This window comes from Streptomyces sp. NPDC096079, assembly GCF_040303145.1.
GTDB lineage: Bacteria > Actinomycetota > Actinomycetes > Streptomycetales > Streptomycetaceae > Streptomyces.
Window position 1 is genome coordinate 83,170 of sequence record NZ_JBEOST010000017.1, and the last position, 25,207, is coordinate 108,376.

Below are 25,207 nucleotides of genomic sequence, written 5' to 3' on the forward strand. Positions count from 1 at the left end.
GGCAGCTTCACGCCGCCGGGGTGGCGGGGCCCGTCGTCGTGATGCGGAAGACCGGGTGCTTCGGCGCGATGGCCCGCAGCTCCTCGGCGGAGGAGTCGGGGCCGGTCCCGTCGAAGAAGACGCCGACCTCGGCCTTCCAGCGCTTGAGGTAGGCGCGGAGCAGGACGGGCTTGTCGTCGTCGGCGACCTCGACGGCGGTGAACTCCTGCACGTGCTTGCCGAGGTGCAGCTGCCCGCCGCCGGCGGCCCGCATGTTGTGGGTCCACTGGACGTGGCCGCGGGGGGCGACGAGGTACTGGGCGCCGTCCACCGTCAGGAGGTTGACGGGGGTGCGGCGCCATTCGCCGCTCTTGCGGCCGCGGACCGCGAGCACGCGGGAGCCCCAGACGCTGATGCCGCGGCGGGTCATCCAGGCGACCGCGCGGTTGAGGACGTTCACCGTGAACCAGCCGGGCTTCATGACGTGGGCGGCGGGGGCCGAGCCGGCGGGCTGAGCGGGCTCGGCGGACTGAGCGGGCTGGGCAGACTGAGCGGGCTGGGCAGACGGGGTGGACGGGGTGGACGGGGTGGGCTGAGCGGACACGGGGGCCTCCTGCGGCTGCAAAGTGTGAGCACTGCTCTCTCTTGAGATCAGTGTGCACGGTTTGCCGCTCGCAAGCAAGAGCGGTGCTCTCGTTTCGTTCCCGTGCTCCGAAAGTGGCACACTGCTCTCCATGACGACCGTTCGAGGAGCCCGCGCCCGCGCCCGCATCGAGATCACCGCCGCCATCAAGGACGAGGCCCGCACCCAGCTCGCCGCCGAAGGCGCCGCCAAGCTGTCCCTGCGGGCCGTCGCCCGCGAGCTGGGCATGGTCTCCTCGGCGCTCTACCGCTACTTCCCCAGCCGCGACGACCTGCTCACGGCACTCATCGTCGACGCCTACGACGCCGTCGGCGCCACCGCCGAACAGGCCGCGGCCGACACCGCGGCACAGCGCCCCCTGGACCGCTGGACCGCCGTCTGTCGCGCCGTCCGCGCCTGGGCCCTCGCCCACCCCCACGAGTACGCCCTCATCTACGGCTCCCCGGTCCCCGGCTACACCGCCCCCCAGGACACGGTCGTCCCCGCCTCCCGCGTGGGCCTCGTCCTCATCGACATCGCCCGCCGTGCCCACACCGGCGAGGGCGTCGCGCTCCCGCCGCTGCCGGAGGAGCTGCGCCCCGAGGCCGTCCGGATGAGCGCCGACTTCGCCCCTGACCTCCCGCCGGCCCTCGCCATCTCGCTCGTCGCCGCCTGGTCGCAGCTCTTCGGCCTCGTCTCCTTCGAGGTCTTCGGCCAGTTCCACCGCGTCGTCGAGGACCGGGACGCCTTCTTCGCGGCGGCCGCCCGTCGGCTGGGCCAGGACGTGGGCCTGCTCCCGCGCTCCTGACGCGACGACCCCGCCCTCGTACTCCCGGGGGAGTAGGCGCGACCACCCCGCCGGGCTGACGTGCGGCCGGGGCCCGCGCGGTTAGCGTGACCGGTATGGACGCCGGTATGCACGAGGAGCGGCCGCGCGGCCCCTGGGAGCGATGGGGGCGGGGCGGCGGACTGCCCTGGCGGTCGACGCTGCTGATCGCCGTCCTCGTCATGGCGGGAACGGGCTTCGCCGCCCGGAACCAGCCGGACCGGGAGGCCCTCGACGCGGTCGGCCGGGTGCTGCTCCTGGCCGGGGCCGTCCCCCTGCTGTTCCGTCACCGTCGGCCCGTGCCGGCGGTGTTCGCCGTCGCGGCCGTCACCCTCGGCTACCTCGCGGCCGGATACCCGTACGGCCCGGTCTTCGTCATGGTCGCCGTCGCCTGCTTCGCGGCCGTCGTCCACGGCCACCGGCGAGCCGCCTGGTGGGCCATCGGCCTGCTCTGGGCCGGGCATCTGCTGCTCTCGCACTGGTTCTACCGATGGCTGCCCCCGCCGGGCGACGGGCCGGCCCCCTGGGGGCAGGAGCTGCCGGCCGCCGCGTTCGCCGTCGCCGTGCTCGCCGCCTCCGAGGCCGTCCGGGTGCGGCGCGAGCAGTGGGCGCAGCAGCGGGCGGAACGGGCCGCGGCCGAGCGGCGCCGCGCCGACGAGGAGCGGCTCCGGATCGCCCGCGAACTCCACGACGTGCTCGCGCACTCGATCTCCGTGATCAACGTGCAGGCGGGCGTCGGGCTCGCCCTCCTCGACTCCGACCCGGAGCAGGCCAGGAGTGCGCTGACCACCATCAAGGCGGCCAGCAAGGAGGCGCTCGGCGAGGTCCGGCAGGTCCTCGACACCCTCCGTACCCCCGGCGACGCCCCGCGCGCCCCCGCCCCCGGACTCGGCCGGCTTCCCGAGCTCGTCGAGCAGGCCGCCGCCGCGGGCCTCGCGGTCACCGTCGTGACGAGCGGCCCCGAGGCCGCGCTGCCGCCCGGCACGGACCTCGCCGCCTTCCGGATCGTGCAGGAGGCGCTCACCAACGTGGTGCGCCACTCCGGCTCGCGCACCGCCCGGGTGCGGATCGGGCGCGGCACCGGACGCCTGGAGCTGACCGTCGACGACGACGGCCCCGCCACCGGCACCGAGGCCGGCGGCAGCGGCAACGGACTCGCCGGGATGCGGGAGCGGGCCGGCGCGCTCGGTGGCACGATCGAGGCGGGTGCCCGCCCGGACGGCGGTTTCCGCGTCCACGCCGTACTCCCGCTCCGCCCGGAGGGACGAACCTCGTGATCCGTGTGCTGCTCGCCGACGACCAGTCGCTGGTACGGGCGGGGTTCCGCGCGCTGCTCGACGCCCAGGCCGACATCGAGGTGGCCGGCGAGGCCGCCGACGGCGACGAGGCGGTCGAGCGGGTCCGCGCCCTGCGCCCCGACGTCGTGCTCATGGACATCCGGATGCCCCGGCTCGACGGCCTGGAGGCGACCCGGCGCATCACCGACGACCCGGACCTCGCCGAGGTGCGGGTCGTCATGCTGACCACCTTCGAGCTCGACGAGTACGTCTTCGAGGCGCTCCGGGCCGGTGCCTCCGGCTTCCTGGTCAAGGACACCGAGCCGGAGGAGCTGCTGAGGGCCGTGCGGGCGGTCGTCCACGGCGACGCGCTGCTCTCGCCGGGGGTCACCCGCCGCCTCATCGAGGAGTTCGCGGCCCGCTCCAAGGCCCCGGCGGCGACGGCCGCGCTCGGCGCCCTGACCGAGCGGGAGCGGGAGGTGATGGCCTTGGTGGGCATTGGCCTGTCGAACGAGGAGATCGCCCGCAGGCTGGTCGTCAGCCCCCTCACCGCGAAGACCCACGTCAGCCGCGCCATGGTGAAACTGGGCGCCCGTGACCGCGCCCAACTCGTCGTCCTCGCCTACGAGTCGGGTCTGGTCCGCCCCGGCTGGCTCGGCTGACGCCGGGCGGGGTCGACGGGTGGGCGGGGCGGACGGCGGGCGGGGCTGGGGCCGGGCGGGGGTTGACGGTGGGCGGAGCTGACGCCGGGCGGGGCCGCTGCGTCTCCCGGTCTCAGCCGATCGCCGAGGTCTCCCGCCACAGCCGGGCGAGCCCCTCGTCGCCCGTGACCGTCACGGCGTCGGTGGGCAGCCGGTTCCAGAGGGTCAGGTACAGCCGGTCGGCGGGGCCGCTCAGTTCCGTGTCGACGCCTCCGCCCTCGTCCTTCCGCTCGGTCCTGGGCGGCTCGGTCGCCGTCAGGTGGACGGTCCAGGCGTCACCGGTGTCCGTCGCCCGTACCCGCAGGGTCCGGGGCTCGGGCGTGCGTACCCGGCTGCGGTCGAGGGAGTGGAAGCCGGCGAGCAGCTCGTCGATGCCGTCGGCGGCGATCGCCGGAGCGACCGGCCCCGGGGCGCCCCGGAGCGCGGACTCGGCGTCCGCGCGGTGGACGAGCGTCTCGTGCGCCTGCCGCCGCGCCCAGAACGCCAGAGGGGAGGGCGACGGGAGGAACGTCCAGCACTCCAGCGAGGCGGGGGCGGCGCGCAGGGCGGCGACCAGACGCGCGTGCTCCTCGCGGTAGTACGCCGTCAGCTCGTCGCCGTCGAGCGTCGTCTCCTCGCCCTCCGGCCGGTACGCGGTGAGCGCCTCGGCCACGAAGGCCGTGGCCCAGCGGTGCACGGAGGCCGTGTGGCGGAGCAGGTCGCGGACCCGCCATCCGGGGCAGCTCGGCACCTCGGAGTCCGTCCCCGCCCCGGCGGCCGCGTCCGCGAGGCCGCGGCCGGCCGTCTCCAGTGCCTCGATGTGCGCGATGGTCGTCAGGGTGTCCATGGAGCGGATTCTGGCATCTCCGCTCAACTCTCCGGTCCAGCACCCGCGTTGCGCGCCCCGTAGCCCATGGCGGCCGCGCCGGCGGCGAGCACCGCGACCGTGGTGAGGGCCACCGGCAGGGAGAACCAGTCGGCGAGGAAGCCGATCGAGGGTGGGCCGAGGAGCATGCCGCCGTAGCCGAGGGTGGAGGCCGTCGCCACCCCGCCGGGTCCCGCGACCGCGCCCGCGCGGGCCACGGCGACGGGGAAGATGTTCGCGAGGCCGAGGCCGGTGATCGCGAAGCCGAGGAGCGTGGCCCAGACGCTCGGGGCGAGGGCGCCGAGGAGCATGCCGCAGGCGGCGGTGGCGCCGCCGAAGACCAGGGTGCGGGTCTGGCCGAGGCGTTCGAGCAGAGCGGTGCCGGAGAGCCGGCCGGCGGTCATGGTCAGGGCGAAGACGGAGTAGCCGGCGGCGGCGACGCCGGGGTGGGCGTGCAGGTCCTGCGCGAGGTGGAGGGCGCCCCAGTCGGCCAGCGCCCCTTCGCCGTACGCCGTGCAGAGCGCGATGACGCCGAAGACGAGGACCGTACGGCGTGACCCGCCGGTCCGTGACGGGGTGCCGGACGACGCCGGGAGGGCTTCGGGGGGCACGGGGGCGGGGTGCCGCAGGAGAACGGGTCCGGCGACGGCGGTGAGCGCGAGTCCGACGGCGGTGAGCCCGGCGAGGTGGACGGCGGGGGACAGGCTCCCGGCGAGCAGCCCGCCGAGGCCGGCGCCGAGCATGCCGCCGAGGCTGAACGCGGCGTGGAAGGCGGGCATCACCGGTCGGCGCAGCGCTGCCACGAGATCGACGGCGGCGCTGTTCATGGCGACGTTGATCCCGCCGTACGCGGCGCCGAAGAGCAGCAGGACGAGACCGAGGGCGAGCGGGGAGCGGGTGAGTGCGGGCAGCGCTACGGAGAACGAGAGCAGGACGGCGGTGACGACGGTCACGGCGTGGGACCCGTACCGGCGGCAGAGGCGTCCGGTCAGCGTCATCGTGATCACGGCGCCCGCGGAGACGCCGAGGAGGGCGAGGCCGAGGTCGCCGGCGGAGGCGCCGGTCTGCTGCTTGACGGCGGGGATCCGGACGACCCAGCCGGCGAACAGGAAGCCGTCGAGGGCGAAGAAGAGGGTCAGGGCGGAGCGGAGGCGGGACAGGGAGAGGTCGGCGGTGTCTCCGCCGGGTCCCCCCGATACGGCCGTCCGTACTTTGTTTAGTAGCGGCACAAACTCAGGATAGGGCCCACCACCACGGTCGATCAACCCGGCGGGCACATCCGCCCGCCCCGGCCGGGGGTCACCCCAGCCGCCCGATCATGGGAGACTCACCCCCATGAACGGCAAGGCGACGACGACCCGGACACGGCTGGACAGGGGGCGCGGCGCGCTCGGCCCCGCACTGGAGCTGGTGCACACCGGCAGGGCTCCGACCCGGGCCGTCCTCACCGCCGAACTCGGTGTCACCCGGGCCACCGCGGGCGCCGTGGCGGCCGAGCTGGAGGCCCTCGGCCTCATCCGCGTCGACTCCAACCCCGGTGCCGCGGCGGGCTCCCAGGGGCGGCCCTCGCACCGACTGGCCGTCGACGAGAAGGGTCCCGTCGCCCTCGCCGCCCAGGTCCACGCGGACGGCTTCCGCGCCGCCCTCGTGGGGCTCGGCGGCACGATCGTGGCCACGGCTCCCGGCTGCGTCACCGTCTCGGCCGACCCGGCACAGGTACTCGGCGCGGTCGTCGACGCGGGGGCCGCGCTCCTCGCGGAGAGCGGCCGCCGCTGCGTGGGCGCCGGACTCGCGGCACCGTCGGCCGTCGCGGAACCCGAGGGGACGGCGCTCAACCCCCTCCACCTGGCCTGGCCCGCCGGTGCGCCCGTCCGGGAGATCTTCGCCGAGCGGGTGCGCGCCGCCGGCATCGAAGGCCCCGCCTTCACCGGCAACGACGTGAACCTCGCCGCGCTCGCCGAACACCGCCACGGCGCGGGGCGCGGTGCCCGGGACCTGCTCTGCGTGGCCACCGGTCACCGGGGCGTCGGCGGCGCGCTCGTCCTCGACGGTCGCCTGCACACCGGGAGTTCGGGCCTCGCCCTGGAGGTCGGCCACCTCACGGTCAACCCCGAGGGCCGCCCCTGCCACTGCGGCAGCCGGGGCTGCCTCGACGTCGAGACCGACCCGCTCGCCTTCCTCACGGCCGCGGGCCGGGTCCCCGGCCCCGAGGTCTCGCTGCTCCAGCAGTCCCGTGACCTGCTGCGGGCGAGCCCCGGCGACCCGGGGGTCCGGGTCGCGGTGGGGGAGCTGATCGACCGGCTCGGTCTGGGCCTCGCCGGCCTGGTGAACATCCTCAACCCGGACCGGATCATCCTGGGCGGGCTCCACCGCGAACTCCTCGACGCGGATCCCGAGCGGCTCCGCGCGGTCGTCGCCGACCGCAGCCTCTGGGGGCGCAGCGGCGGGGTGCCGATCCTGCCGTGCACCCTGGACCACAACAGCCTCGTGGGCGCCGCCGAACTGGCCTGGCAGCCGGTCCTCGACGACCCGCTGGCGGCGCTGGGCCGCGAGTCCGTCTGAGCCGGGACATCGCGGGCCGGATGCGGGGCCCGGGGCGAGCCGTGTGGGGCAGGGCGGGGCCCGGGGCGAGCCGAGCCGCGTCCGGGCTGGCCGGGGCCCCGGAGGAGCGACGTCCTACCGTCCCTCGGCCAGCGCGGCGAGCCGGTCCAGGGCCGTGCGCGTGCCGGCCTCGTTGTCGTCGGCCGGAACGCCGTCCGGCACCCCCTCGTGCACGACCCGCACCTCGGTCCCCTCACCGATCTCGGTCAGCGTCGTCGTGAGGATCATGGTGCCGTGGAGCAGGGGGTCCGAGGTCTCGAACTCGATGCTCTCGACGACCCGTTCGTACGGCACGAGTTCCAGGAAGGTCCCGTGGTACGTGTCCGTGGCGGCCCCCGACTTGCCGAGGCCCTCCGACGACTCGTACCGCAGGGACACCCGGAACGCGCCCCCTTCGCGCGCCTCGAAGGCGTGCACCTCGCAGGTCATGCCGTACGGCACCCGCCAGCGGGCGACGGCCTCCGGATCGAGCAGCGACCGGTAGACGACCGAGGCGGGGGCGTCGATGTGGCGGGACACGCGTGTGGTGTACACGCCTCCCAGGCTAGCCGCGCACCGGCCGGGCCGCCGTCGGAAATCGGCGCGCGGGGGGACGGGCGGCGTCGTACCCTTCCCCACCGTGATCACTTCAGACTCCGCATCCGGTCTTCCTCCGCGCCTCGGTGCCCTCACCTTCCACGGCCCGCTCTCCCAGCGGCGCGCCACCCGCATGATCGAGCGGCTCGCCGCCGCCGGGCCCGCCGACGCCCTCGACATCGGCTGCGGCTGGGGCGAGTTGCTCCTGCGCCTCCTGGAGGCGGAGCCCGGGGCCAAGGGCGTGGGGATCGACATCAACGCCGAGGACCTGGCCCGCGGCCGGGCACTCGCCGAGGAGCGCGGGCTCGCCGACCGCGTGGCCTTCGTCGAGGAGTCGGCGCTCGGCACCGACCGGGGCCCCGTCGACGCGATCCTCTGCCTCGGGTCCAGCCAGGCGCTCTGCGACCCCGAGCTGCCGCACGACCCGGCCGCGGCGCTCCGGGAGCTGCGCCGGCTCGTACGGCCCGGTGGGCGGGTCGTGCTCGGCGAGGGCTTCTGGGAGCGCACGCCCACCGAGGCGGATCTCGCGGGGATGTGGCCCGGGGCGAGTGCCGGCGACCACCACTCGCTCGGCGCGCTCGTCGACCTCGCGATCGAGGCCGGGTTCCGTCCGGCGTGGATCGAGACCGCGAGCGCGGAGGAGTGGGAGGAGTTCGAATCCGGCTACCGGTACGACACCGAGGTCTGGCTCGCCGCCCATCCGGACCACCCGCTCGCCGCCGAGACGCGGGAGCGCGTCGACGCGCAGCGCTCCGGCTGGCTCAATGGCTACCGGAGGGTGCTCGGCATGGCCTACCTGACGCTCGTCGCGGTGGCCTGAGCCGACGCCTTGCCGGTCGCGGTGGCCTGAGCCTGCCCCTTGCCGGTCGCGGTGGCTTGAGCCTGCGCCTTGCCGGTCGCGGTGGCTTGAGCCTGCGCCTTGCCGGTCGCGGTGGCTTGAGCCTGCGCCTTGCCGGCCGCGGTCGGCCTGAGCCGCACGCCTTGCCGGTCGCGGTGGCCTGAGGCTCACGCCGTGCTCGGCGCGGTGGCCTCGGCCTCCCCCTGAGGCTCAGGCCGGGCGGTCACCACAGCCGCCCGCTCCGGAGCGCCGGCCGGCCGGGCTGGGACAGGTGCAGTACCTGGAAGCGCTCGCCCTCCTCGGCCGGGGCTTCCGTGCCCGCCCACAGGGTGAACGCGAGCAGCTCCCAGTGGCGCGGGTCGACCGCCAGCGCGGAGGCCACCACCCCGTCCCGCCGCGCCTCGCGCGCATGCCGGGCGACCGCCTCCGCGACGGCCTCGCCCGGCGGGACCGCCTCGCCGAGCGGTGTCCTGCGCCGCGTCGCCGTGCCAGGCGCCGACGCGGCCGCCGGCCCCTCCTCGTACGACAGGCCCGTCCAGTGCTGCACCACCGGCCGGCCGAAGTCGTCGACGATGCCCTGGAAACCCGGGCCCCAGAGGAAGGAGTTCATGCCCTCGGGGGTGTTCCAGAGATAGAACGGCGCGTACTGGTTCACGGGTGAACCGGCGTCACGCTCCCGGATCAGATAGGCCTTCAGGCCGAGTCCGGGGAAGTCGTCGAGGAGATGGCCCCTCGTGGCGACCCGCTTGCGGATGATCTCCATGTCGTAGTCGGCGGGCAGGGTGATCTCGTACTGCGCGGCGTGCACGGGAAAGGGCTCCGTCTCTCCGGACCCGGCGTCCGGGCGGGGTGGGGGCGACCCGGAAACGTGGCGTCCGGGCCGGGTGGGGGCGACCCGGAAACGTGGCGTCCGGCCCGGGTGGGGGGAACCCGGAACACGGCGTCCGGGCCGGTGCGGCCAGGGGGTCACGGCGTCCGGGTCGGTGGGGCGAGCAGGGTCAGCAGCCCGCGCACGGCGCTGTCGAAGGGCGCCCGCGAGCCCGTCGCGCGGGCCAGCACGTATCCGCCCTGCACGGTCGCGAGCACCGAGGCCGCGATCGCGTCGGGATCGAGGCCGCTCCTCAACTCGCCGCTGTCCAGGCCCTCCTGGACGACCTCGGCGAGCCTGCCGCGCACCCGGCCGAGCACCTCCTCGACCGGCGCGCGCAGCTCCGGGTGCGCGATCACCTCCGGGTCCATCGTCAGCCGCCCCACCGGACAGCCGCGCAGGACCTCGCGCTCGCGCAGCAGATACGCCTCGATGCGGGCGTAGGCCGAACCCCCGACGCCCAGGACCGCCTCGGCGGCGGCGCCCAGCTCGTCCGCGGAGCGGCGGATGGCGGCGAGCGCCAGTTCCTGTTTGCCGGCGAAGTGGTGGTACATGCTGCCCTGGCCCGCCCCCGCCGCCTGCTGGACGGCCTTGGGGCTGGTGCCCACGTAGCCCCGCTCCCACAGCAGCTCGCGGGTCGCCTCGATCAGCCGCTCCGACGCGTTCATGCTCATGAGCGCACTGTACATACCAGTAGGTACAGAGCGGAAGCAGTTCCCGGCGCAGCACGTACTCCCGGCGTCGTACGGCGGAAGCCGCTGCCCGTACGACGACCCGGACCCCTTCCCGGAGCGACTCTCGAAACACGAACCGCACCGCATCGCTCAGCGGAGGAGCTGAACCCTCATGAACACACTCGCCTACGCGGGCCCCGGCCCGTGGATCCTCTTCTTCCCGCTCGTCTGGGCGGCCGTCGTCATCGGCGTCGTCACCGTCGTCCGCCGCGCCGGATGGCGCCGAGGACGCGGCTTCGGTCCCGGCGGCGGCTTCCGCCGCGACGCGGGACCGGACGAGAACTCGCCCATCGCCCTGCTCGGCCACCGGTTCGCGGCCGGAGAGATCGACGAGGACGAGTACTGGCGCCGGCTGAGCGTCCTGGAGGAGCAGTTCGGCCGCGCCGCCGACCCGAAGGGGCGCCGGACATGACCACCCCCGCCCCGCTCCCCGCCGCCCGCGTCGTCGACGCCGTCAAGGTCTACGGGCGCGGCGACACCGAGGTCAGGGCCCTCGACGGGGTGAGCGTCGACTTCCCCGCCGGCCGCTTCACCGCCGTCATGGGCCCCTCCGGATCCGGCAAGTCCACCCTGATGCACTGCGCCGCCGGACTCGACACCCTCACCTCCGGAGCCGCCCTCGTCGGCGACACCGATCTGTCCACCCTCGACGACCGGCGCCTGACCCTGCTGCGCCGCGACCGGATCGGCTTCGTCTTCCAGGCCTTCAACCTGCTGCCGACCCTCACCGTCGCCGAGAACATCACCCTCCCGCTGGACCTCGCGGGACACCCCGTCGACCGGGAACGCCTCGACCGGCTCGTCGACACCGTCGGACTGCGCGACCGGCTGCACCACCGGCCGAGCGAACTCTCCGGCGGACAGCAGCAACGCGTCGCCGTCGCCCGCGCCTTCGCCGGCGATCCCGACGTCGTCTTCGCCGACGAACCCACCGGGAACCTCGACTCACGGTCCGGCGAGGAGGTCCTCCGCCTGCTCGGCCGCACCGTCCGCGACACCGGCCGCACGGTCGTGATGGTCACCCACGACCCGGTCGCCGCCGCCCACGCCGACGAGGTGATCTTCCTCGCGGACGGCCGGCTGGTCGACCGCATGACCGGCCCCACGGCCGACCGCGTCCTCGACCGCCTGAAGGCCTTCGACACGGGCACCGCGAGGGTCCCCGGAGGTGCGACATGAACACCCCCGCCACCCTCCGGCTCGCCCGCTCCTCCCTGCGCGCGCACCGGCGCCGCTTCCTCGGCACCTTCGCCGCCGTCCTCCTCGGCGTCGCCTTCCTCACCGGCACCCTCGTCATGGGCGACACCCTCCGCGCGAGCTTCGACTCGATGTTCACCAGCGCCACCCGCGGCACCGACGCCGTCGTCCGCAGCGCCACCACCGTGACCGCCGCGGGCGAGGCCCAGGGCACCCGCGGCCCCGTCGACGCCGGCCTCGCGGAGCGGCTCGCCCGCGTCCCCGGAGTCGCCGCCGCCGCGCCCCGGATCGAGGGCGCGGGCCAGCTCCTCGCCGCCGACGGCACCCCCGTCGGCGGAAAGGGCCCGCCCACCCTCGCGGGCAACTGGATCGAGGACCCCGCCCTCAACCCGTACCGCCTCGCGGAAGGCCGCGAGCCGAGCGGCCCCGGCGAGGCCGTCGTCAACCGGGGCGCGGCGAGGACGGCCGGTCTCGCCGTCGGCGACACGACCGTCCTGCGCACCCCCGACCCGGTGAAGGTCACCGTCGTCGGCCTGGCCACCTTCGGCGGCGCGGACGGCATGGGGCAGGTCACCTGGACCGGCCTCACCCGCGCCGACGCCGAGAAGTACCTGACGGCCCGCCCCGGCGAGGCGACGAGCATCGCCGTACGCGCCGGGCCCGGCGTCTCCCAGGACGCACTGGTCGCCGCGCTGAGGCCCGTGCTGCCGGACGGCGTCGAGGCGATCACCGGACAGCGGGCCGCCGAGGAGAACACCGAGATGATCTCCGGCCGCTTCCTCGACCTGTTCACCACCTTCCTGCTGGTGTTCAGCGGGGTCGCCGTCCTCGTCTCCGTCTTCACCATCCACAACACCTTCGCCGTCCTCGTCGCCCAGCGGACCCGCGAGAACGCCCTGCTCCGCGCCATCGGCGCCGCCCGCCGCCAGGTCGTCACCGGCACCCTCGCCGAGGCGCTCGCCGTCGGTCTCCTCGCCTCCCTCGCCGGGCTCCTCGCCGGGATCGGCGTGGCCGCCGGACTCCAGGCGCTGTTCCCCGCGATCGGCTTCCCGTTCCCCGAGGGCGACCTCGTCGTCACCGGCACCTCCCTCCTCCTGCCGCTCGGAGTGGGGCTCGCCGTCTGCGCCGGTTCGGCGCTCCTGCCGGCCGTCCGGGCCGGGCGCACCGCCCCGCTGGCCGCGCTCCGCGAGACGGACGTGGACGCCTCGGGCACCTCGCGCCGGCGGGCGCTGACCGGCGGCGCGCTGCTCGCCGCCGCCGTCGGCACGGTCCTCGTGGGCGTCCTCGGCACCCCGTCGCTGTGGCTCGCGTCGGCCGGTGCCGCGCTCGCCGTCGCCGCGTTCGTGGTCCTCGGACCGGTCGCCGCCTCCCTCGCCGTACGCGTGCTCGGCGGCCCGCTGCGCGGCACCAACCGCGGGCTCGCCCGCCGCAACGCGCTGCGCAGCCCGGGACGGACGGCCGCCACCGCCACCGCCCTGATGATCGGCGTCGCCGTCGTCACCCTCTTCACGGTCTTCGGCGCCTCCCTCAAGGCGACGATGGACCGCACCGTCGACCGCTCCTTCGCCGGAGACGTGGCCATCGGCGCGCCCTCGTTCGGCGCGGGCGGCAGCGGGCTCAGCCCCCGGCTCGCCCCGGCCGTAGCCGCGCTGCCCGAGGTCGACACCGCCGTGGGCCTGGGGCGGGGTGTCGCCGAGGTGGACGGCCGGGGCCGCGCGCTCACGGTCACCGAGCCGGCGGCCCTCGCCCGCACCCTCGACCTGGGAGAGGTACGGGGTTCCCTCGCCGGACTCGGTACGGACGGGCTCGCCGTCGCCGCCGACGAGGCCGCCGACTCCGGTCTGGCGCCCGGCCGGACCGCCGTGCTGACGTTCACCGACGGCAGCCGCCACACCTTCACGGTCCGCGCGGTGTACGAACGCTCCGACCTCGCCGGCGACTACCTCCTCACCCGGGAGGCCTGGGCCCCGCACCGCACCCAGGACGCCGACCGGCTCGTCGCCGTCTCCTTCGCGGACGGCGTCCGGCCGGAGGAGGGCAAGGCCGCCGTGACCGAGGTCGCCGACCGGTACGGCCATCCGGAGGTGCAGACGCGGGACGAGTACGCGGAGGCCTCGGCGGGCGGCATCGACATGATGCTCACCCTGATCTACGCGCTCCTCGCGCTCGCGGTCCTGATCGCCCTGCTCGGCATCGCGAACACCCTGACCCTCTCCGTCCACGAACGGACGCGCGAGCTGGGCCTGCTGAGGGCCGTCGGGCAGACCCGGTCCCAGCTGCGGGCGATGGTCCGCTGGGAGTCCGTGCTCGTCGCCGCCTTCGGCACGGTCGGCGGACTCGCGCTCGGCGGGTTCCTCGGCTGGGTGCTCGTCCGGGCCTCGGACCTCTCGGGCGACAGCGCCCTCGCCTTCGCCGTCCCCACCGTGCGGCTCGCGGCCGTCGCCCTGGTCGGCCTCGTGGCCGGAGCCGTGGCGGCCTGGCGCCCGGCCCGCCGTGCGGCCCGTCTGGAGGTTCTCCGGGCGATCGCCACCGAGTGACCGACGGCTGGCCGGCCCCCGCCACCCCTTGCGGACTCACCCGGTGGCGGGGGCCGGAATTGCGCCACGACTGGCGGGAATTGCGTGGTGCACATCACAGGTTCGCGTCAACTCGCGTCCCTTCTGGGGTGTTTCGCGTCATGGAGAATGATCACCAAGAAGGCATCCCCGGTGAGGTCGAGCAGACCCTCCGGAGGGCGCCCGCCATGGGCCTTGACCAAGCCGATGCTCATATGCCGGACGGCAGGTGACGGAGGAGAACCCCTCCGTGCCGTCGGACCCCCTCCGTACCACCGGACTTCAGGGGCTCCCTCCTGCCCGCGCGTCCCTCGAAGGAGACGCGCGGGCAGGACTTCGCATGCGAGCAGGGTCTGGCTGAATGTCATTCAAATGATGGGGAAACACGTTGAAATACGGGGTGCGGCCCGCGCCTGGATGGCGCGGAGTCGTGACGATATTCGTCACCTTGGTGATGACTCTGGGCGTCGCAGATCTGCCTCGGGCCACGGCCGACGAGGTCCCGATCTACACGCGGTCCGATGTCGTCACGGCCTGGAAGTTCGGCGGCCCGGCGGTGCGGAGGGCCGCCGAGGCAGCCCTCCTGGGGTCGGACACGCAGATCCAGGCGTTCATGGCCCAGGAACTTCCACAGCGTGAGGAGGACGACCTGCGCGCGCAGGTCGCCGAAATCATGGCCAAGGGCGGTCCCGGCGTCCGCGCGGCGGCCGACGCGGCCCTGAAGGGGACCTCGGAGCAGCTGCGGGACTTCCTGGACGCCGGGTTCGTGACGGCCTACGAGGAGGACCTGCGGGTCGACGTGGGCCGGGTGATGGCCTTCGGCGGTCCCGGAGCCAAGCGAGCCGGCAACACGGCGCTGAACGGCACTCCGGACGATCAGATCCAGTTCCTGCAGAAGGGGCAGGTCCGGGCGCGGGAAGACGACAATCGCGTCCGCGTCGGCCGTCTCCTCGCGACGGGCGGGCCCAACATCAAGTTGATGGCCAATCAGGCCCTCGACGGCACTCCCGAGGAGATCCAGGAGTTCCTGGACCACGGCTGGGAAGTCGCGGCCGCGCGTGATCAGGAGGCGCTCTCCGTCTCGCAGCTGGCGGAGCTGGCCGACAAGGCACAGAAGCAGGCCAGCGAGCTGACCGACACCGCCAAGGAGGAGGCCGCCAAGGCGGAGAAGGCCAGCGAGGCGGCCAAGGCGGCGGCGCTGGAGGCGGCGAAGGAGGCCGGGGAGTCCCAGGAGTCGGCGGCCAAGGCGGCCGCGGCCGCTTCGCGTGCCGCGGCAGCGGCGGACCGGGCCGCACAGGCCGCCCGTACCGCCGTGTCGGCGGCAGCGGCGGCGAACGCCGCGGCGCGGACGGCCGCCACGGCGGCGGCGCAGGCGGCCTACGCGGCCGGCCGGGCGGGCAAGGCGGCTTCCGCCGCGCGTTCGGCGGCCGGTGCGGCGGCGGGTGACGCCAAGCAGGCGAAGCAGGCGCGTGAGGCGGCGGAGCAGGCCAACGCGGCCGCCTCCGGTGCGCGCAAGGCCGCGGACGCTGCGGACCAGGCGGGTATCGCCGCGGACAACGCGGCGTCGGCCGCGCGGGCCGCGTCCAGCGCCGGCAGGAACGCGGCGGCCGCGGCCGCCGCGGCCGTGAGCGCGGGCAACTGGGCCGGTCAGGCCGGGGCGAAGGCCGACGAGGCGAAGGCCGCGGCGGCTCGCGCGCAGCGGCTCGCCGACCAGGCCACGCGCGCGGCCGACGCCTCGGAGGCCAACGCCCGGGAGGCAGGCAGGGCGGCCCGGCAGTCGAGGGACGCGGCCAACGACGCCGCGGCGCACGCCGAAGCGGCCGCGGCCGCGGCGAACAAGGCGGCCGACGAGGCGGGCAAGGCGGCGGACGCCGCGGCCGCCTCGACCACCGCGGCGAACGCGGCCACCGAGGCCGCCAACCGGGCGCTGGCCGCCGCCGTCCAGGCCTCGAACGTGGTCGAGGCGGCCCGCAAGGCCGACGCCGAGCGCCTGGCGCAGCAGCAGGCCGAAGAGGTCCTCACGGCCGAGGAGGCCAACCGGGCCCACGAGGCCGAGGTCGCCGCCGCCGCTTACGAGGTGGGTCGCCTCCAGCAGCTCAACACGCAGACGCGGCAGGCGCTGAGCGAGGCCACGCAGGCGACGGACCCGCGGGTCACCGCCGCCAAGGGGCGTCAGGCCGCGGTCAACATGCTCGGGACGACCGGGCTGTGGGTGCGGGACGCCGCCGAGTTCGCTCTGTCGGGCACCGACGAGGACGTGGTCCGCTTCGTGCGCTCCGGACTCGCGACCGCCCTGGAGCAGGACGACCGCGCGAGCGTGGGCCACATCGCCGCGAACAGCGCGATCCCCGCGCAGCGGCAGGCCGCGCTGGAGGCGATGGACAAGCCGGTGGAGCAGATGCGGGAGTTCCTGCGCACCCGGGAGTATCCGGGCAAGGCGCAGGACGACCGGATCGCCATCGGCAAGATCTCCGCCGCGGGCGGAGCGGGCGTGAAGGCGGCGGCCAGCGCCGCGCTCGACGGCACCGCGGCCGACATGGCGGCGTTCCTCGAGACCGGGCAGTACGAGGCCCGTGAGGACGACGACCGCGTGGCGGTCGGCAAGGAACTGGCGCAGGGCGGTCCCGAGGTCAAGGCCGCGGCGCAGGCGGCGCTTTCGGGCCCGCCCGACGGACTGCGCGGCTTCCTGCAGATCGGGCTGTACAAGGCCCGCCAGCGGGACGCGAACGCCGCCACCCACATCGCCCAGGTCAACGGACTGGTGCAGTCCGCGTTCAAGTCGGCGCAGCTCGCCCTGGAGGACGCCAACCACGCCCAGGAAGCCGCGGCGAACGCCCGGAAGGCGTCCGTCGAGGCCGGCGAGTGGGCGGCGAAGGCACGGGGTTCGGCGGAGGCGGCCGCCACGTACGCGAAGCAGGCCGACGCCTCGGCGGACGCCGCCGAGGTGTCCGCGCGCCGCGCCGCCGAGTCGGCGAAGACGGCGAGGAACGCCGCCGCCTCGGCCCAGAACGCCGCCCGGTCGGCGGCCCGGTCGGCCGAGCAGGCCCAGCACTCCGCGATGCTCGCCTCGCGGTACGCGGCCCAGGCGAGGACGTCCGCCTACCAGGCCGGCCTCTCGGCGGAGGCAGCCGGGAAGGACGCCGAGGCGGCGGCGACCGCCCGCGACACGGCTCTGAAGACCGCCGCCGACATGCTGGTCGAGGAGATGAAGGCCGACATCCAGCGGGAGGCCCAGGAGGTCAGCAAGCCGCTGTCCGACAAGGAGCTCCGGGAGGCCGTCGAGAGGCGGCTGGTCACGTACCGCCACCATCTCCTGGCGAACGGGGAGCTGAAGCCGGGGGAGACGCTGCTCGTCTGCGGCAGCGACGGCGCCGGTGGAATGGGCTGCACCAGCAGCACCTATCTCGACCGTCTGATCGCCTGGTACATCGGCGCGGAGGAGATCGAGCAGTGCCTCCAGACCAAGTCGCCGCGGTGCCTCGGCGACATCGCCCTGCTCGCCCTCCGGGCGAAGATGCTCAAGAGGACTCCGTGCCGGGGGAACAGCTTCCTGCCGGGCACCCGCGTCCTGATGGCCGATCGCCGCACCAAGGCGATCGAGGACGTACGGATCGGCGACCTGGTTCTCGCCACCGACCCGCTCACCGGCCGCACCGCGCCCGAGCCCGTTCAGGCCACGATCGTCGGTGACGGCTCGAAGAACCTGGTCGAGCTCGGCGTCGACGGCCCCGGAGACGCGGCCGACGGCTCGGTGGTCGCCACCGACGGACACCCGTTCTGGATCGCGGGTGCCACCTGGAAGAAGGCCGCCGACCTCAAGGCCGGCATGCCGCTGCGGACCGCCGACGGCGAGGACGTGCCGGTCGACTCGGTCCGCACGTGGACCGTTCCCGAGCAGCGCGTCTACAACCTGACCGTCGCGAACCTCCACACGTACTACGTGCTGGCGGGGGCGACGCCGGTCCTGGTCCACAACGCCGGCGGCAAGCCCCTGTGCGGGGAGGACGCCGATGCGATGGAGCACTGGGCCGGGACGAACATGTCCGTGGAAGACAGCGCGAAATACCATATCGACAAGCACGGCAAGGGGCGGACCTTTGCCGAGTACACCAAGGAAGCGAAAGCTCTCTGGGACAAATCCAAGCCGGGGGACCGTGTGAAGACCAAGCTCGCGGACGGTTCCTGGGGCTGGACGATCGACGGCGGCCTCTGGGGCGGGAAGGGCATCTACACGAATGAAGGAAAGATCGTCACCTGGTGGGACTGACCCAGGAGAATTCCGCCGGGCCTTCGAAGCGTTCATGGCCCTGCCTTTTCCCGGTCGGCCGGTCACATCGGAACTCGAAGCCTGGGGTTCCTCGCTGCTCGAAGTCGATGGGTACGTCGCGGGATATGCCGTCCGTGTGGAAAAGGGATCCCTGGATCCCCGGGAGATGCGGGACATCGAGGCCCTGGTCCGGGACGTCGAGGACCTGTGCGACAGCATCGGGGAGATCCGGGTGGAGGGAGAAGAGGAATCCACCCGCCTGAACGAATTCACGATCTACGTGCTCGCGCTGGCTCGACTGGTGCGTGAGCTCGCATCGCTCGCGCAGCGGAGCGGCGGGCCGGACACGCGCTGATGTCAGCGCACTGACAGTCATGTGCGAACGGGTCGTGCCGGAATCCGAAGGGCTCCGGCACCACCCGTTCGCTTCCTCGGGTGAGAATCCCTCGACTCCTTTCTGGCCAACCGTCCGCATGGGGCGGCGAATTGGACAAAGATCAGTGGACGGGATTTCATTGCGGGGTACGCCCCTGGCATATGAGCCACCGGTTTTTTCTCAAGGATTCTTTATGAAGACACACACTGCACGTACGGCGCAGGCGAAGCGCACAAGACCCCTCGCTCGCGCGCTCGGCGCCGCGGCCGTCGCCGGCGCCCTGGCCTGGCTCGCGACCACTGGCACCGGCACCGGCGCCGGAGTGACGTCCCCGCCTCAGGCGGTCGCCCCGGTCGCGGACGAGGCACCCGGCTCCGTCGTCGAGGACCACGGCTATCCCCACGCCGACAAGATCCTCACGGAGAAGAACATCGTCCTCAAGCGCGGCGACGGCCACATCACCCTCGCCGACTGCGCCGGCGGCACCGGCTTCCTGGAGGTCTGGGCCCGCGACAAGTCCAAGATCTGCTTCAAGATCACCGGCAACGGCGGCTGGCTGACGATGGAGATCCCCTCCGTCCACCTCATCAAGGGCAACTCCTACGCCACCCAGGTCGACATGACCGTCGGCACCGAGGAGAAGTCCTTCGACATCGCCAAGAACGCCTGGACGTCGGTGGGCGAGACCGTGGACCCCGAAGGCCGGCAGCACGCGCTCGTGGAGATCCGGTCCACCAAGTAGCACCCGGAAGGCCCACTCCCCTCCCCAGGGGTACGACGCGGGGCCGTCCCTCGAACCACCGCCGCGACAACCGGGTCGCCGGCCCTCCGCCGGCCCCACGTCCCAAGGAAAACCCATGATCGCCAAGCGTTCACGCTTCGCTTGGGCTACCGGCGCCGCACTCGTGCTCGCCACCGTAGTCTCTCCGGCCCAGAGCGCCCTCGCTCTCGACGGCCCGGACGCCCCCGCACAGCTCAACTTCACCGCGAAGATCGACGTCGGTGAGCAGTCGGCCTGCACGGGTGCCCTCGTGGCCCCGCAGTGGGTGCTGACCGCCGCCACCTGCTTCGCCGCCGACGGCAAGCCGGCCGCGGGCAAGCCCGCCGTCCCCACCACCGTCACGGTCGGCCGCGTCGACGTGACCCAGACGGGCGGCAGCGTCCAGCGGGCCGTCGAACTCGTGCCGCACGCGGACCGCGACCTGGTCCTGGTCCGGCTCGCCACGCGGATCACCGACATCGCCCCGGTGCGCATCGCCGCCACGCCCGCCGCCCAGGGTGAGAAGCTGACGAAGGCCGGCTTCGGCCGGACCAGGACCGAGTGGACGTCCGACAGGCTCCACACCGGGGCCTTCACGGTCACGTCCAGCGCGGCCACGACGCTGAACGTCGACCCCTCCGACACCGCGACGGTCTGCAAGGGCGACGCGGGCGGCCCCTCCCTCCGCACGGTCAACGGCGTGACCGAGCTCGTGTCCGTCACCTCCCGTGCCTGGCAGGGCGGCTGTCTGGGCATCGACGCTGCCGAGACCCGCACCGGCGCGGTCGACACCCGGGCCGACGGCCTCGCCTCCTGGGTGACCAGCGCCACGCAGCGCCCCGTGGTCTTCAAGGGCGGCGAGACGCTGCGACCCGGCGACGAGCTGGAGTCGGAGAACGCGAAGCTGGTCATGCAGGCCGACGGCAACCTGGTGCTGTACCACATCACCGGAGGCACGGGGCGGAACGCCGCCCTGTGGGCGTCGAACACCGGCGGCAAGCCGGGTGCGTTCGCGACGATGCAGGCCGACGGCAACTTCGTGGTCTACGCGAAGGACGGCAAGGTCGGCGACGCCTCCGCCGCCCTCTGGGCGTCCGGGACGCACAACAACGCGGGTGCGCGCCTGGAGCTTCAGGGCGACGCCAACCTGGTCGTCTACACCAAGGACGGCGGCCACGGGATCGGCGGCCACCTCTGGCACTCCGACACCTACCCGCGCGGCAGCCAGCTCGCCTCCGGGGCCAAGCTCATGCCGGGCTGGTGGCTGACCAACGGCAAGCAGGCACTGATCATGGACATCCAGGGCAACGTCCTGGTCCGTGAGATCGCCACCGGCCGTGAGCTGTGGGGCCGGTACACCTGGGACTGGTACTCCTACCTGCACATGCAGGCGGACGGCAACCTCGTGCTGTACAAGAAGGGCACCGGCAACGGCACCGGCGGGATCTGGTCCAGCGCCACCTGGGGCGGCGCCGGCTCCTACGCCACCCTGGACACCAACGGCAGCGTCACCGTGCGCTGGAAGGAAGGCGGCCCCCGCTGGGGCAGCCTGAGCCTGCGCGGCGCGCAGTCGAACCGCTGCCTGGACTTCAACGGCACCAACGCCACCATCTGGGACTGCTGGGGCGGAGCCAACCAGCAGTGGGACTACACCCCCGCCAAGGAACTCCGGCTCGCGGGCAACACCTGTCTCACCGCCGAGCCCGGCGTCCCCCAGACGTCCCGCCTGCAGGTCCTGCCGTGTGACGGCCGGGCCGAGCAGAAGTGGAACTACGACGGTGTCACCATCACCAGCGCCGTCAAGCCCGACCAGTGCGTGAACGTCTTCAGCGAGGCCACCGCCAACGGATCCGCCGTCGGCATGTGGGCCTGCGGCAACGGCGCCAACGCCAAGTGGGCACGCCTCTGATCGGCTCCCCAGCCGCGCTCCAGCCGCCCGTCCGGTTCACCGGCCGGGCGGCTTTCGCGTGGGGCACCGCTCAGCGGACGCCCGCCGGGGCGCGGACCGCGTGGGCCGGGGCGCTCAGCGGCTCCTTCGGCACGCTGATCGGCACCCCGGGGAGAAGGCCGTACGAGGGGAAGACGCCCTCCGCCAGGGCGACGGGCACGGCCTGCCGGAGCGCCTCGAACGGGACGGGTGGCGCCGGCGCCGTGAGGGTGAACCACACGACCTTGCCTTCCGCGCCGCACGGACGGATGCCCCAGCTCTCGCTGACGGCCCCGACGATTCCGAGGCCCCGGCCGGAGGTGGCGAGCCCGTCGAGGTCGTCCGGCAGGCCGGAGGCGGTCGCGGGGCTGACCTCGGGGAGCCGGGGATCGTGGTCCCGGACCGAGACGGTGAGACGGTCGAGCAGCAGCTCGATCTCGACCGTGCAGTCCTTGTCCGGCTGGGCGTGGCGGTGCACGTTCGTCAGAAGTTCGGTCACGCCCAGCACGGCCTGGTCGATCAAGGCGTCCAGCTGCCAATGTCGGAGGTGGGCGGAGATGATGCGGCGGACCTGTCCGATCCGCGACGGCAGGGCCTCAAGCTCCACCGCGTAGTACCTGCTCGGCTCGCTGATCACGGCTGCGACTCCCCGAAGTGGTCCGGAAGAAGACGAAGATTCGGATCTGTCATGCGGTACAGAAGGGGTGGCGACCCGATCGCAGCGTCACCACCGCAGAACCCTCAGTGAGGTGGGTTCCAGCCTGGACCAGCCGTGACCGCCCCGCAACTCGCCGCGAGCCTCCGCAGCTCAGGACCGTCCGGCCGCCTTCTTCAGCGCCGCGAGGAAGCGCCCCGACGCCGGGGACCCGCTGTCGCGGCCCCGGTCGTGCTCCTGGAGCGTCAAGCGGTACCTCGTGCCGTTGACGGTCGCCACCGTCTCGTCCGCCTTAGCGAACCACGGTCGCCCCGCCCGTACGGCCGAGACCGGCGCGCTGTCGATCTCGCTGCCGTAACTCGTGAGGAGCGCGAGGCGGCCGTCCTCGATCCGCACCTCTCCCGCGCGCGTCAGCGAGCGCGGCCAGCGTGCGATCCGAACGCCCCTCGCGCTGAACTCCGGTTCCGCCATGCCGATCCGCCCCTTTCACCCGGTTGCCGTATCCAGTGTGCCGGGCCGTCGCCGCCCGCACCAGTAGCCCTCGCGGGTCCTTCCACAAGGGATGCCTATGGATCGTCAAAGGGAACGTTTGCCCAGGTGAGAGCGGTATTGTCGGTACTCGGGGGAGCCATGGGGCGACACATGAGGAGAGGGACGGATGAGCACCACCCACGAGAGTGCGACCGCCGCGGCGGCCACCGTCGACGTCGACCGCAGCGACGCGGCGTACCGGGCCTGGCTGAAGGAGGCCGTGCGCAAGGTCCAGGCGGACGCCAACCGTTCCGCCGACACCCACCTGCTGCGCTTCCCCCTCCCCGAGAAGTGGGGCATCGACCTCTACCTCAAGGACGAGTCGACCCACCCCACCGGCAGCCTCAAGCACCGCCTGGCCCGCTCCCTCTTCCTCTACGGCCTCTGCAACGGCTGGGTCCGCCCCGGAAAGCCCGTCATCGAGGCCTCCAGCGGCTCGACCGCCGTCTCCGAGGCGTACTTCGCGAAGCTCATCGGCGTCCCGTTCATCGCCGTCATGCCCCGCACCACCAGCCGTGAGAAGTGCCGGCTCATCGAGTTCCACGGCGGCCAGTGCCACTTCGTCGACGACTCGCGCACGATGTACGAGGAGGCCGCCGCGCTCGCCGAACGCACCGGTGGCCACTACATGGACCAGTTCACCTACGCCGAGCGGGCCACCGACTGGCGCGGCAACAACAACATCGCCGAGTCGATGTACCAGCAGCTGCGGCTGGAGCGGTACCCGGAGCCCGCCTGGATCGTCGCCACGGCCGGCACCGGCGGCACCTCGGCGACCATCGCCCGCTACGTCCACTACATGCAGCACGACACCCGGATCTGCGTCGCCGACCCCGAGAACTCGTGCTTCTTCGACGGCTGGACGCACCACGACCCGCACGCCACCGCCGACTGCGGCTCGCGCATCGAGGGCATCGGCCGCCCCCGCATGGAGCCCAGCTTCGTGCCCGGCGCCGTCGACCGCATGATGAAGGTCCCCGACGCGGCGAGCGTCGCCGCCGTCCGCGCCCTGGAGACCGCGATCGGCCGCAAGGCCGGCGGCTCCACCGGCACCGGACTGTGGAGCGCCTTCAAGATCGTGGCCGAGATGGTCGCCCACGAGCGCACCGGCAGCGTCGTCACCCTCATCTGCGACGGCGGCGAGCGGTACCTCGACAAGTACTACTCCGACGACTGGCTGGCCGCCCAGGGCCTCGACATCGCGCCCTACTCCGCCGCTATCGCACGCTTCCTGGCGACGGGGGCCTGGCCGGAGTGAGCCGCCGGTCCAGCCGGCGGGCCGCGTCCCGGAACGAGTACCCCACGCCCGGCGCCGCGAGGCGCAGCGCGAACCGGAACGGGGCGGCGCCGTCGGCCGCCATGGTCCAGCGCAGCCGGGTGCCCGTCCCGGTGGGGGAGAGGACCCACTCCTCCGCCATCGCCGTCACACCCGGGGCGTTCGTCGCGTCCACCCGGTACGCGTAGCGGAGGTCGGGCTCGGAGGCGAGGATCGTCTCGTCGAAGGCGATCCCGCCGCGCAGTCGCACGCTCCGGCCGGCGCCGTCGGCCGTCGGTACGGCGGAGGTCACCGCCGTGAACCAGGACGGCAGGCTCCCCACCTCCACGGCCACCGAACGGTAGACGGCCGGGGGCGGTGCGGCGAGGGTGGCGGTGAAGACCAGACGGACGGGGGCGGAGGCGGTGAATCCCAGCTCCACGGGCTGCAGTCGACGTGCCACGGACCCTCCCGGGGGGACGCGAGCGGATGCGGCACGATACCTGACGTCTCGTCAACTGCCCAGTGCGCCTGGGCGCGTGGACCGGATCACGGTGCGCGCAAGAGGCCGTCCAGCGCCCGGGCGAAGACGTGGTGGCCCACCGCCGACAGCACCCGGTCGAAGGCCCGCGGCAGGCCCCGGACCGAGAGCTCCTCGGTCCACGACACCCGGCTCCCGCCGCCCGGCGCGTCCGCCACCTCCACCAGCGCCCAGCCCCGCACCACCCGCCCTGACTTCGTCAGCCGGCAGACGCCCGGCCGGCCCGGCGCCGGGGGTTCCCAGCGGACGACCTCCATCGGGTCGTCGAAGGACAGCCGCCCGAGGCCCGTCCGCGCGGTGAACCGCGTGCCCGGACCGTTCGGCCCCGGCGTCAGCACCCGGGTCCGGGTCAGCGGCACCTGGCGGCCGTGCGCCGGCCAGTCGGTGAGCCGCCGCCACGCCTCGGCGGGCGGCAGCGGCACCGTCCGCTCGATCCGGAAGAGGCTCACGCCTGTTCCTCGCCCGGGACGACGAGGCCCGGCAGGTGTTCCGCCACCTCCGCGCGCACGCCCTCCGGCAGGCCCCGGTCCGTCACCCAGGTGTCGACCTCGTCGAGGGAGGCGAAGGAACTCAGGCCGACGGTCCCCCACTTGGTGTGGTCGGCGACCACCACGACCCGCCGCGCCGAACGCATCAGACAGGTGTTCGTCTCCGCCTCCGCCAGGTTCGGCGTCGACAGGCCCGCCTCCACCGAGATGCCGTGCACACCCAGGAACAGCAGGTCGAAGTGGAGCGAGCGGATCGCCCGGTCCGCCACGGGGCCCACCAGAGCGTCGGAGGGCGTGCGCACCCCGCCGGTCAGGACGACGGTCGCCGCCCCGCGCCGCGCCTCGCCCCCGCCGCCGGTCTGCTGCGCCTCGTGGAACACGTCGGCGACCCGCACCGAGTTGGTGACCACCGTCAGGTCCGGCACGTCGAGGAGGTGCCGGGCGAGCGCGTAGGTCGTCGTCCCGCCGGACAGGGCGATCGCCGTGCCGGGGGCGACCAGCGCCGCCGCCGACCGGGCGATCTCGTCCTTGGCGCTCGGTTCGAGCACCGACTTGGCCTCGAAGCCCGGCTCGTGGGTGCTCGCCTCGACCACCGGAACGGCCCCGCCGTGCACCTTCGCGACCATGCCCTGCCGGGCCAGCGCGTCCAGGTCGCGGCGGATCGTCATGTCCGAGACGCTCAGGCGACGGGTCAGCTCGTTGACCCGTACGCCACCACGCCGCCGTACCTCGTCGAGGATCAGGGCACGCCGCTGCTCCGCGAGGAGGTTCTGGTTGTCAGTCACCGCC

General features: G+C 73.9%; 24 protein-coding genes. 13 read left to right on the forward strand and 11 right to left on the reverse strand.

What is annotated here, in order from left to right; genetic code table 11:
- Positions 1-7: 7 nt before the first annotated feature.
- Positions 8-460 (reverse strand): nitroreductase family deazaflavin-dependent oxidoreductase, encoded by a 453-nt coding sequence (locus ABTY59_RS28245; protein ID WP_352021923.1) that lies wholly within the window; start codon positions 458-460, stop codon positions 8-10.
- Between the two features lie 253 nt (positions 461-713).
- On the opposite strand from ABTY59_RS28245, the gene ABTY59_RS28250 reads away from it, so the two are divergent.
- From ABTY59_RS28250 to ABTY59_RS28260, 3 genes are all read left to right on the forward strand, one after another.
- Positions 714-1,409 carry a TetR/AcrR family transcriptional regulator gene (locus ABTY59_RS28250; RefSeq protein ID WP_352021860.1) on the forward strand — a complete coding sequence of 232 codons (696 nt, stop codon included), beginning with the start codon at positions 714-716 and terminating at the stop codon, positions 1,407-1,409.
- 107 nt (positions 1,410-1,516) lie between these two features.
- Positions 1,517-2,704: a sensor histidine kinase gene (locus ABTY59_RS28255; protein ID WP_352021924.1), complete on the forward strand. Its 1,188-nt coding sequence runs from the start codon at positions 1,517-1,519 to the stop codon at positions 2,702-2,704.
- Positions 2,701-3,366, forward strand: coding sequence for a response regulator transcription factor (locus tag ABTY59_RS28260; RefSeq protein WP_352021861.1), 666 nt, complete (start codon positions 2,701-2,703; stop codon positions 3,364-3,366). Before ABTY59_RS28255 ends, ABTY59_RS28260 begins: the two co-directional genes overlap by 4 nt.
- Positions 3,367-3,478: 112 nt before the next feature.
- Here the strand turns inward: ABTY59_RS28260 and ABTY59_RS28265 are convergent, their stop codons facing one another.
- Both ABTY59_RS28265 and ABTY59_RS28270 read right to left on the reverse strand, forming a co-directional pair.
- Positions 3,479-4,222 (reverse strand): maleylpyruvate isomerase family mycothiol-dependent enzyme, encoded by a 744-nt coding sequence (locus tag ABTY59_RS28265; RefSeq protein WP_403539108.1) that lies wholly within the window; start codon positions 4,220-4,222, stop codon positions 3,479-3,481.
- A 32-nt stretch (positions 4,223-4,254) separates the two neighbouring features.
- Positions 4,255-5,478 carry an MFS transporter gene (locus ABTY59_RS28270; protein WP_352021863.1) on the reverse strand — a complete coding sequence of 408 codons (1,224 nt, stop codon included), beginning with the start codon at positions 5,476-5,478 and terminating at the stop codon, positions 4,255-4,257.
- Positions 5,479-5,584: 106 nt separating this feature from the next.
- Here ABTY59_RS28270 and ABTY59_RS28275 point away from each other — a divergent pair, with 106 nt between their 5' ends.
- Positions 5,585-6,811, forward strand: coding sequence for an ROK family protein (locus ABTY59_RS28275; RefSeq protein WP_352021864.1), 1,227 nt, complete (start codon positions 5,585-5,587; stop codon positions 6,809-6,811).
- Between the two features lie 114 nt (positions 6,812-6,925).
- Here the strand turns inward: ABTY59_RS28275 and ABTY59_RS28280 are convergent, their stop codons facing one another.
- Entirely contained in the window at positions 6,926-7,384 is a 459-nt protein-coding gene (locus ABTY59_RS28280; RefSeq protein WP_352021865.1) for an SRPBCC family protein, read from the reverse strand.
- Positions 7,385-7,469: 85 nt separating this feature from the next.
- Here ABTY59_RS28280 and ABTY59_RS28285 point away from each other — a divergent pair, with 85 nt between their 5' ends.
- The gene (locus ABTY59_RS28285) at positions 7,470-8,246 is read left to right on the forward strand and encodes a cyclopropane-fatty-acyl-phospholipid synthase family protein (protein ID WP_352021866.1); all 777 of its coding nucleotides are present in this window, start codon (positions 7,470-7,472) and stop codon (positions 8,244-8,246) included.
- Between the two features lie 241 nt (positions 8,247-8,487).
- Here the strand turns inward: ABTY59_RS28285 and ABTY59_RS28290 are convergent, their stop codons facing one another.
- The gene (locus tag ABTY59_RS28290) at positions 8,488-9,072 is read right to left on the reverse strand and encodes a DUF4865 family protein (RefSeq protein ID WP_352021867.1); all 585 of its coding nucleotides are present in this window, start codon (positions 9,070-9,072) and stop codon (positions 8,488-8,490) included.
- Between the two features lie 158 nt (positions 9,073-9,230).
- Positions 9,231-9,821 (reverse strand): TetR/AcrR family transcriptional regulator, encoded by a 591-nt coding sequence (locus tag ABTY59_RS28295; protein ID WP_352021868.1) that lies wholly within the window; start codon positions 9,819-9,821, stop codon positions 9,231-9,233.
- Positions 9,822-9,978: 157 nt separating this feature from the next.
- On the opposite strand from ABTY59_RS28295, the gene ABTY59_RS28300 reads away from it, so the two are divergent.
- The 7 genes from ABTY59_RS28300 to ABTY59_RS28330 all read left to right on the forward strand — a co-directional run bounded on the left by ABTY59_RS28300 (position 9,979) and on the right by ABTY59_RS28330 (position 20,930).
- On the forward strand, positions 9,979-10,278 hold the full coding sequence (locus tag ABTY59_RS28300; protein WP_352021869.1) for an SHOCT domain-containing protein: 300 nt from the start codon (positions 9,979-9,981) through the stop codon (positions 10,276-10,278).
- On the forward strand, positions 10,275-11,045 hold the full coding sequence (locus ABTY59_RS28305; protein WP_352021870.1) for an ABC transporter ATP-binding protein: 771 nt from the start codon (positions 10,275-10,277) through the stop codon (positions 11,043-11,045). Before ABTY59_RS28300 ends, ABTY59_RS28305 begins: the two co-directional genes overlap by 4 nt.
- A complete protein-coding gene (locus ABTY59_RS28310) occupies positions 11,042-13,600 on the forward strand; it encodes an ABC transporter permease (RefSeq protein WP_352021871.1) in 2,559 nt (852 codons plus the stop codon). Before ABTY59_RS28305 ends, ABTY59_RS28310 begins: the two co-directional genes overlap by 4 nt.
- 472 nt (positions 13,601-14,072) lie before the next feature.
- Positions 14,073-17,885 carry a polymorphic toxin-type HINT domain-containing protein gene (locus ABTY59_RS28315; protein ID WP_352021925.1) on the forward strand — a complete coding sequence of 1,271 codons (3,813 nt, stop codon included), beginning with the start codon at positions 14,073-14,075 and terminating at the stop codon, positions 17,883-17,885.
- A gap of 34 nt (positions 17,886-17,919) precedes the next feature.
- On the forward strand, positions 17,920-18,240 hold the full coding sequence (locus ABTY59_RS28320; RefSeq protein WP_352021872.1) for a hypothetical protein: 321 nt from the start codon (positions 17,920-17,922) through the stop codon (positions 18,238-18,240).
- Between the two features lie 214 nt (positions 18,241-18,454).
- Complete coding sequence (locus ABTY59_RS28325; protein WP_352021873.1) at positions 18,455-19,003, forward strand: hypothetical protein; 549 nt, start codon at positions 18,455-18,457, stop codon at positions 19,001-19,003.
- Positions 19,004-19,166: 163 nt separating this feature from the next.
- Positions 19,167-20,930, forward strand: a complete 1,764-nt coding sequence (locus ABTY59_RS28330; RefSeq protein ID WP_352021874.1) for a trypsin-like serine protease — start codon at positions 19,167-19,169, stop codon at positions 20,928-20,930.
- A 70-nt stretch (positions 20,931-21,000) separates the two neighbouring features.
- Here ABTY59_RS28330 and ABTY59_RS28335 read toward each other — a convergent pair whose 3' ends face one another.
- Together ABTY59_RS28335 and ABTY59_RS28340 are read right to left on the reverse strand one after the other, a co-directional pair.
- Positions 21,001-21,585, reverse strand: coding sequence for an ATP-binding protein (locus tag ABTY59_RS28335; protein WP_352021875.1), 585 nt, complete (start codon positions 21,583-21,585; stop codon positions 21,001-21,003).
- Between the two features lie 171 nt (positions 21,586-21,756).
- The gene (locus tag ABTY59_RS28340; protein WP_352021876.1) at positions 21,757-22,074 is read right to left on the reverse strand and encodes a hypothetical protein; all 318 of its coding nucleotides are present in this window, start codon (positions 22,072-22,074) and stop codon (positions 21,757-21,759) included.
- 187 nt (positions 22,075-22,261) lie between these two features.
- Here ABTY59_RS28340 and cds1 point away from each other — a divergent pair, with 187 nt between their 5' ends.
- Complete coding sequence (cds1, locus tag ABTY59_RS28345; protein ID WP_352021877.1) at positions 22,262-23,392, forward strand: L-cysteine desulfhydrase Cds1; 1,131 nt, start codon at positions 22,262-22,264, stop codon at positions 23,390-23,392.
- Here cds1 and ABTY59_RS28350 read toward each other — a convergent pair.
- The 3 genes from ABTY59_RS28350 to ABTY59_RS28360 all read right to left on the reverse strand — a co-directional run bounded on the left by ABTY59_RS28350 (position 23,352) and on the right by ABTY59_RS28360 (position 25,203).
- Positions 23,352-23,852 carry an SRPBCC family protein gene (locus ABTY59_RS28350; protein WP_352021878.1) on the reverse strand — a complete coding sequence of 167 codons (501 nt, stop codon included), beginning with the start codon at positions 23,850-23,852 and terminating at the stop codon, positions 23,352-23,354. The genes cds1 and ABTY59_RS28350 overlap by 41 nt on opposite strands.
- Positions 23,853-23,938: 86 nt before the next feature.
- Positions 23,939-24,379: an SRPBCC family protein gene (locus ABTY59_RS28355; protein ID WP_352021879.1), complete on the reverse strand. Its 441-nt coding sequence runs from the start codon at positions 24,377-24,379 to the stop codon at positions 23,939-23,941.
- A complete protein-coding gene (locus tag ABTY59_RS28360) occupies positions 24,376-25,203 on the reverse strand; it encodes a DeoR/GlpR family DNA-binding transcription regulator (RefSeq protein WP_352021880.1) in 828 nt (275 codons plus the stop codon). Before ABTY59_RS28360 ends, ABTY59_RS28355 begins: the two co-directional genes overlap by 4 nt.
- Between the last annotated feature and the right edge of the window lie 4 nt (positions 25,204-25,207).

Excerpts from the sequence above, each read along its gene's own strand:
- cds1 (WP_352021877.1), top strand. The coding sequence starts at position 22,262 with ATGAGCACCACCCACGAGAGTGCGACCGCCGCGGCGGCCACCGTCGAC.
- ABTY59_RS28315 (WP_352021925.1), top strand. The coding sequence starts at position 14,073 with ATGACTCTGGGCGTCGCAGATCTGCCTCGGGCCACGGCCGACGAGGTC.
- ABTY59_RS28275 (WP_352021864.1), top strand. The coding sequence starts at position 5,585 with ATGAACGGCAAGGCGACGACGACCCGGACACGGCTGGACAGGGGGCGC.
- ABTY59_RS28310 (WP_352021871.1), top strand. The coding sequence starts at position 11,042 with ATGAACACCCCCGCCACCCTCCGGCTCGCCCGCTCCTCCCTGCGCGCG.
- ABTY59_RS28325 (WP_352021873.1), top strand. The coding sequence starts at position 18,455 with ATGAAGACACACACTGCACGTACGGCGCAGGCGAAGCGCACAAGACCC.
- ABTY59_RS28295 (WP_352021868.1), bottom strand. The coding sequence starts at position 9,821 with ATGTACAGTGCGCTCATGAGCATGAACGCGTCGGAGCGGCTGATCGAG.
- ABTY59_RS28255 (WP_352021924.1), top strand. The coding sequence starts at position 1,517 with ATGCACGAGGAGCGGCCGCGCGGCCCCTGGGAGCGATGGGGGCGGGGC.
- ABTY59_RS28300 (WP_352021869.1), top strand. The coding sequence starts at position 9,979 with ATGAACACACTCGCCTACGCGGGCCCCGGCCCGTGGATCCTCTTCTTC.
- ABTY59_RS28250 (WP_352021860.1), top strand. The coding sequence starts at position 714 with ATGACGACCGTTCGAGGAGCCCGCGCCCGCGCCCGCATCGAGATCACC.
- ABTY59_RS28340 (WP_352021876.1), bottom strand. The coding sequence starts at position 22,074 with ATGGCGGAACCGGAGTTCAGCGCGAGGGGCGTTCGGATCGCACGCTGG.
- ABTY59_RS28320 (WP_352021872.1), top strand. The coding sequence starts at position 17,920 with ATGGCCCTGCCTTTTCCCGGTCGGCCGGTCACATCGGAACTCGAAGCC.
- ABTY59_RS28305 (WP_352021870.1), top strand. The coding sequence starts at position 10,275 with ATGACCACCCCCGCCCCGCTCCCCGCCGCCCGCGTCGTCGACGCCGTC.
- ABTY59_RS28245 (WP_352021923.1), bottom strand. The coding sequence starts at position 460 with ATGAAGCCCGGCTGGTTCACGGTGAACGTCCTCAACCGCGCGGTCGCC.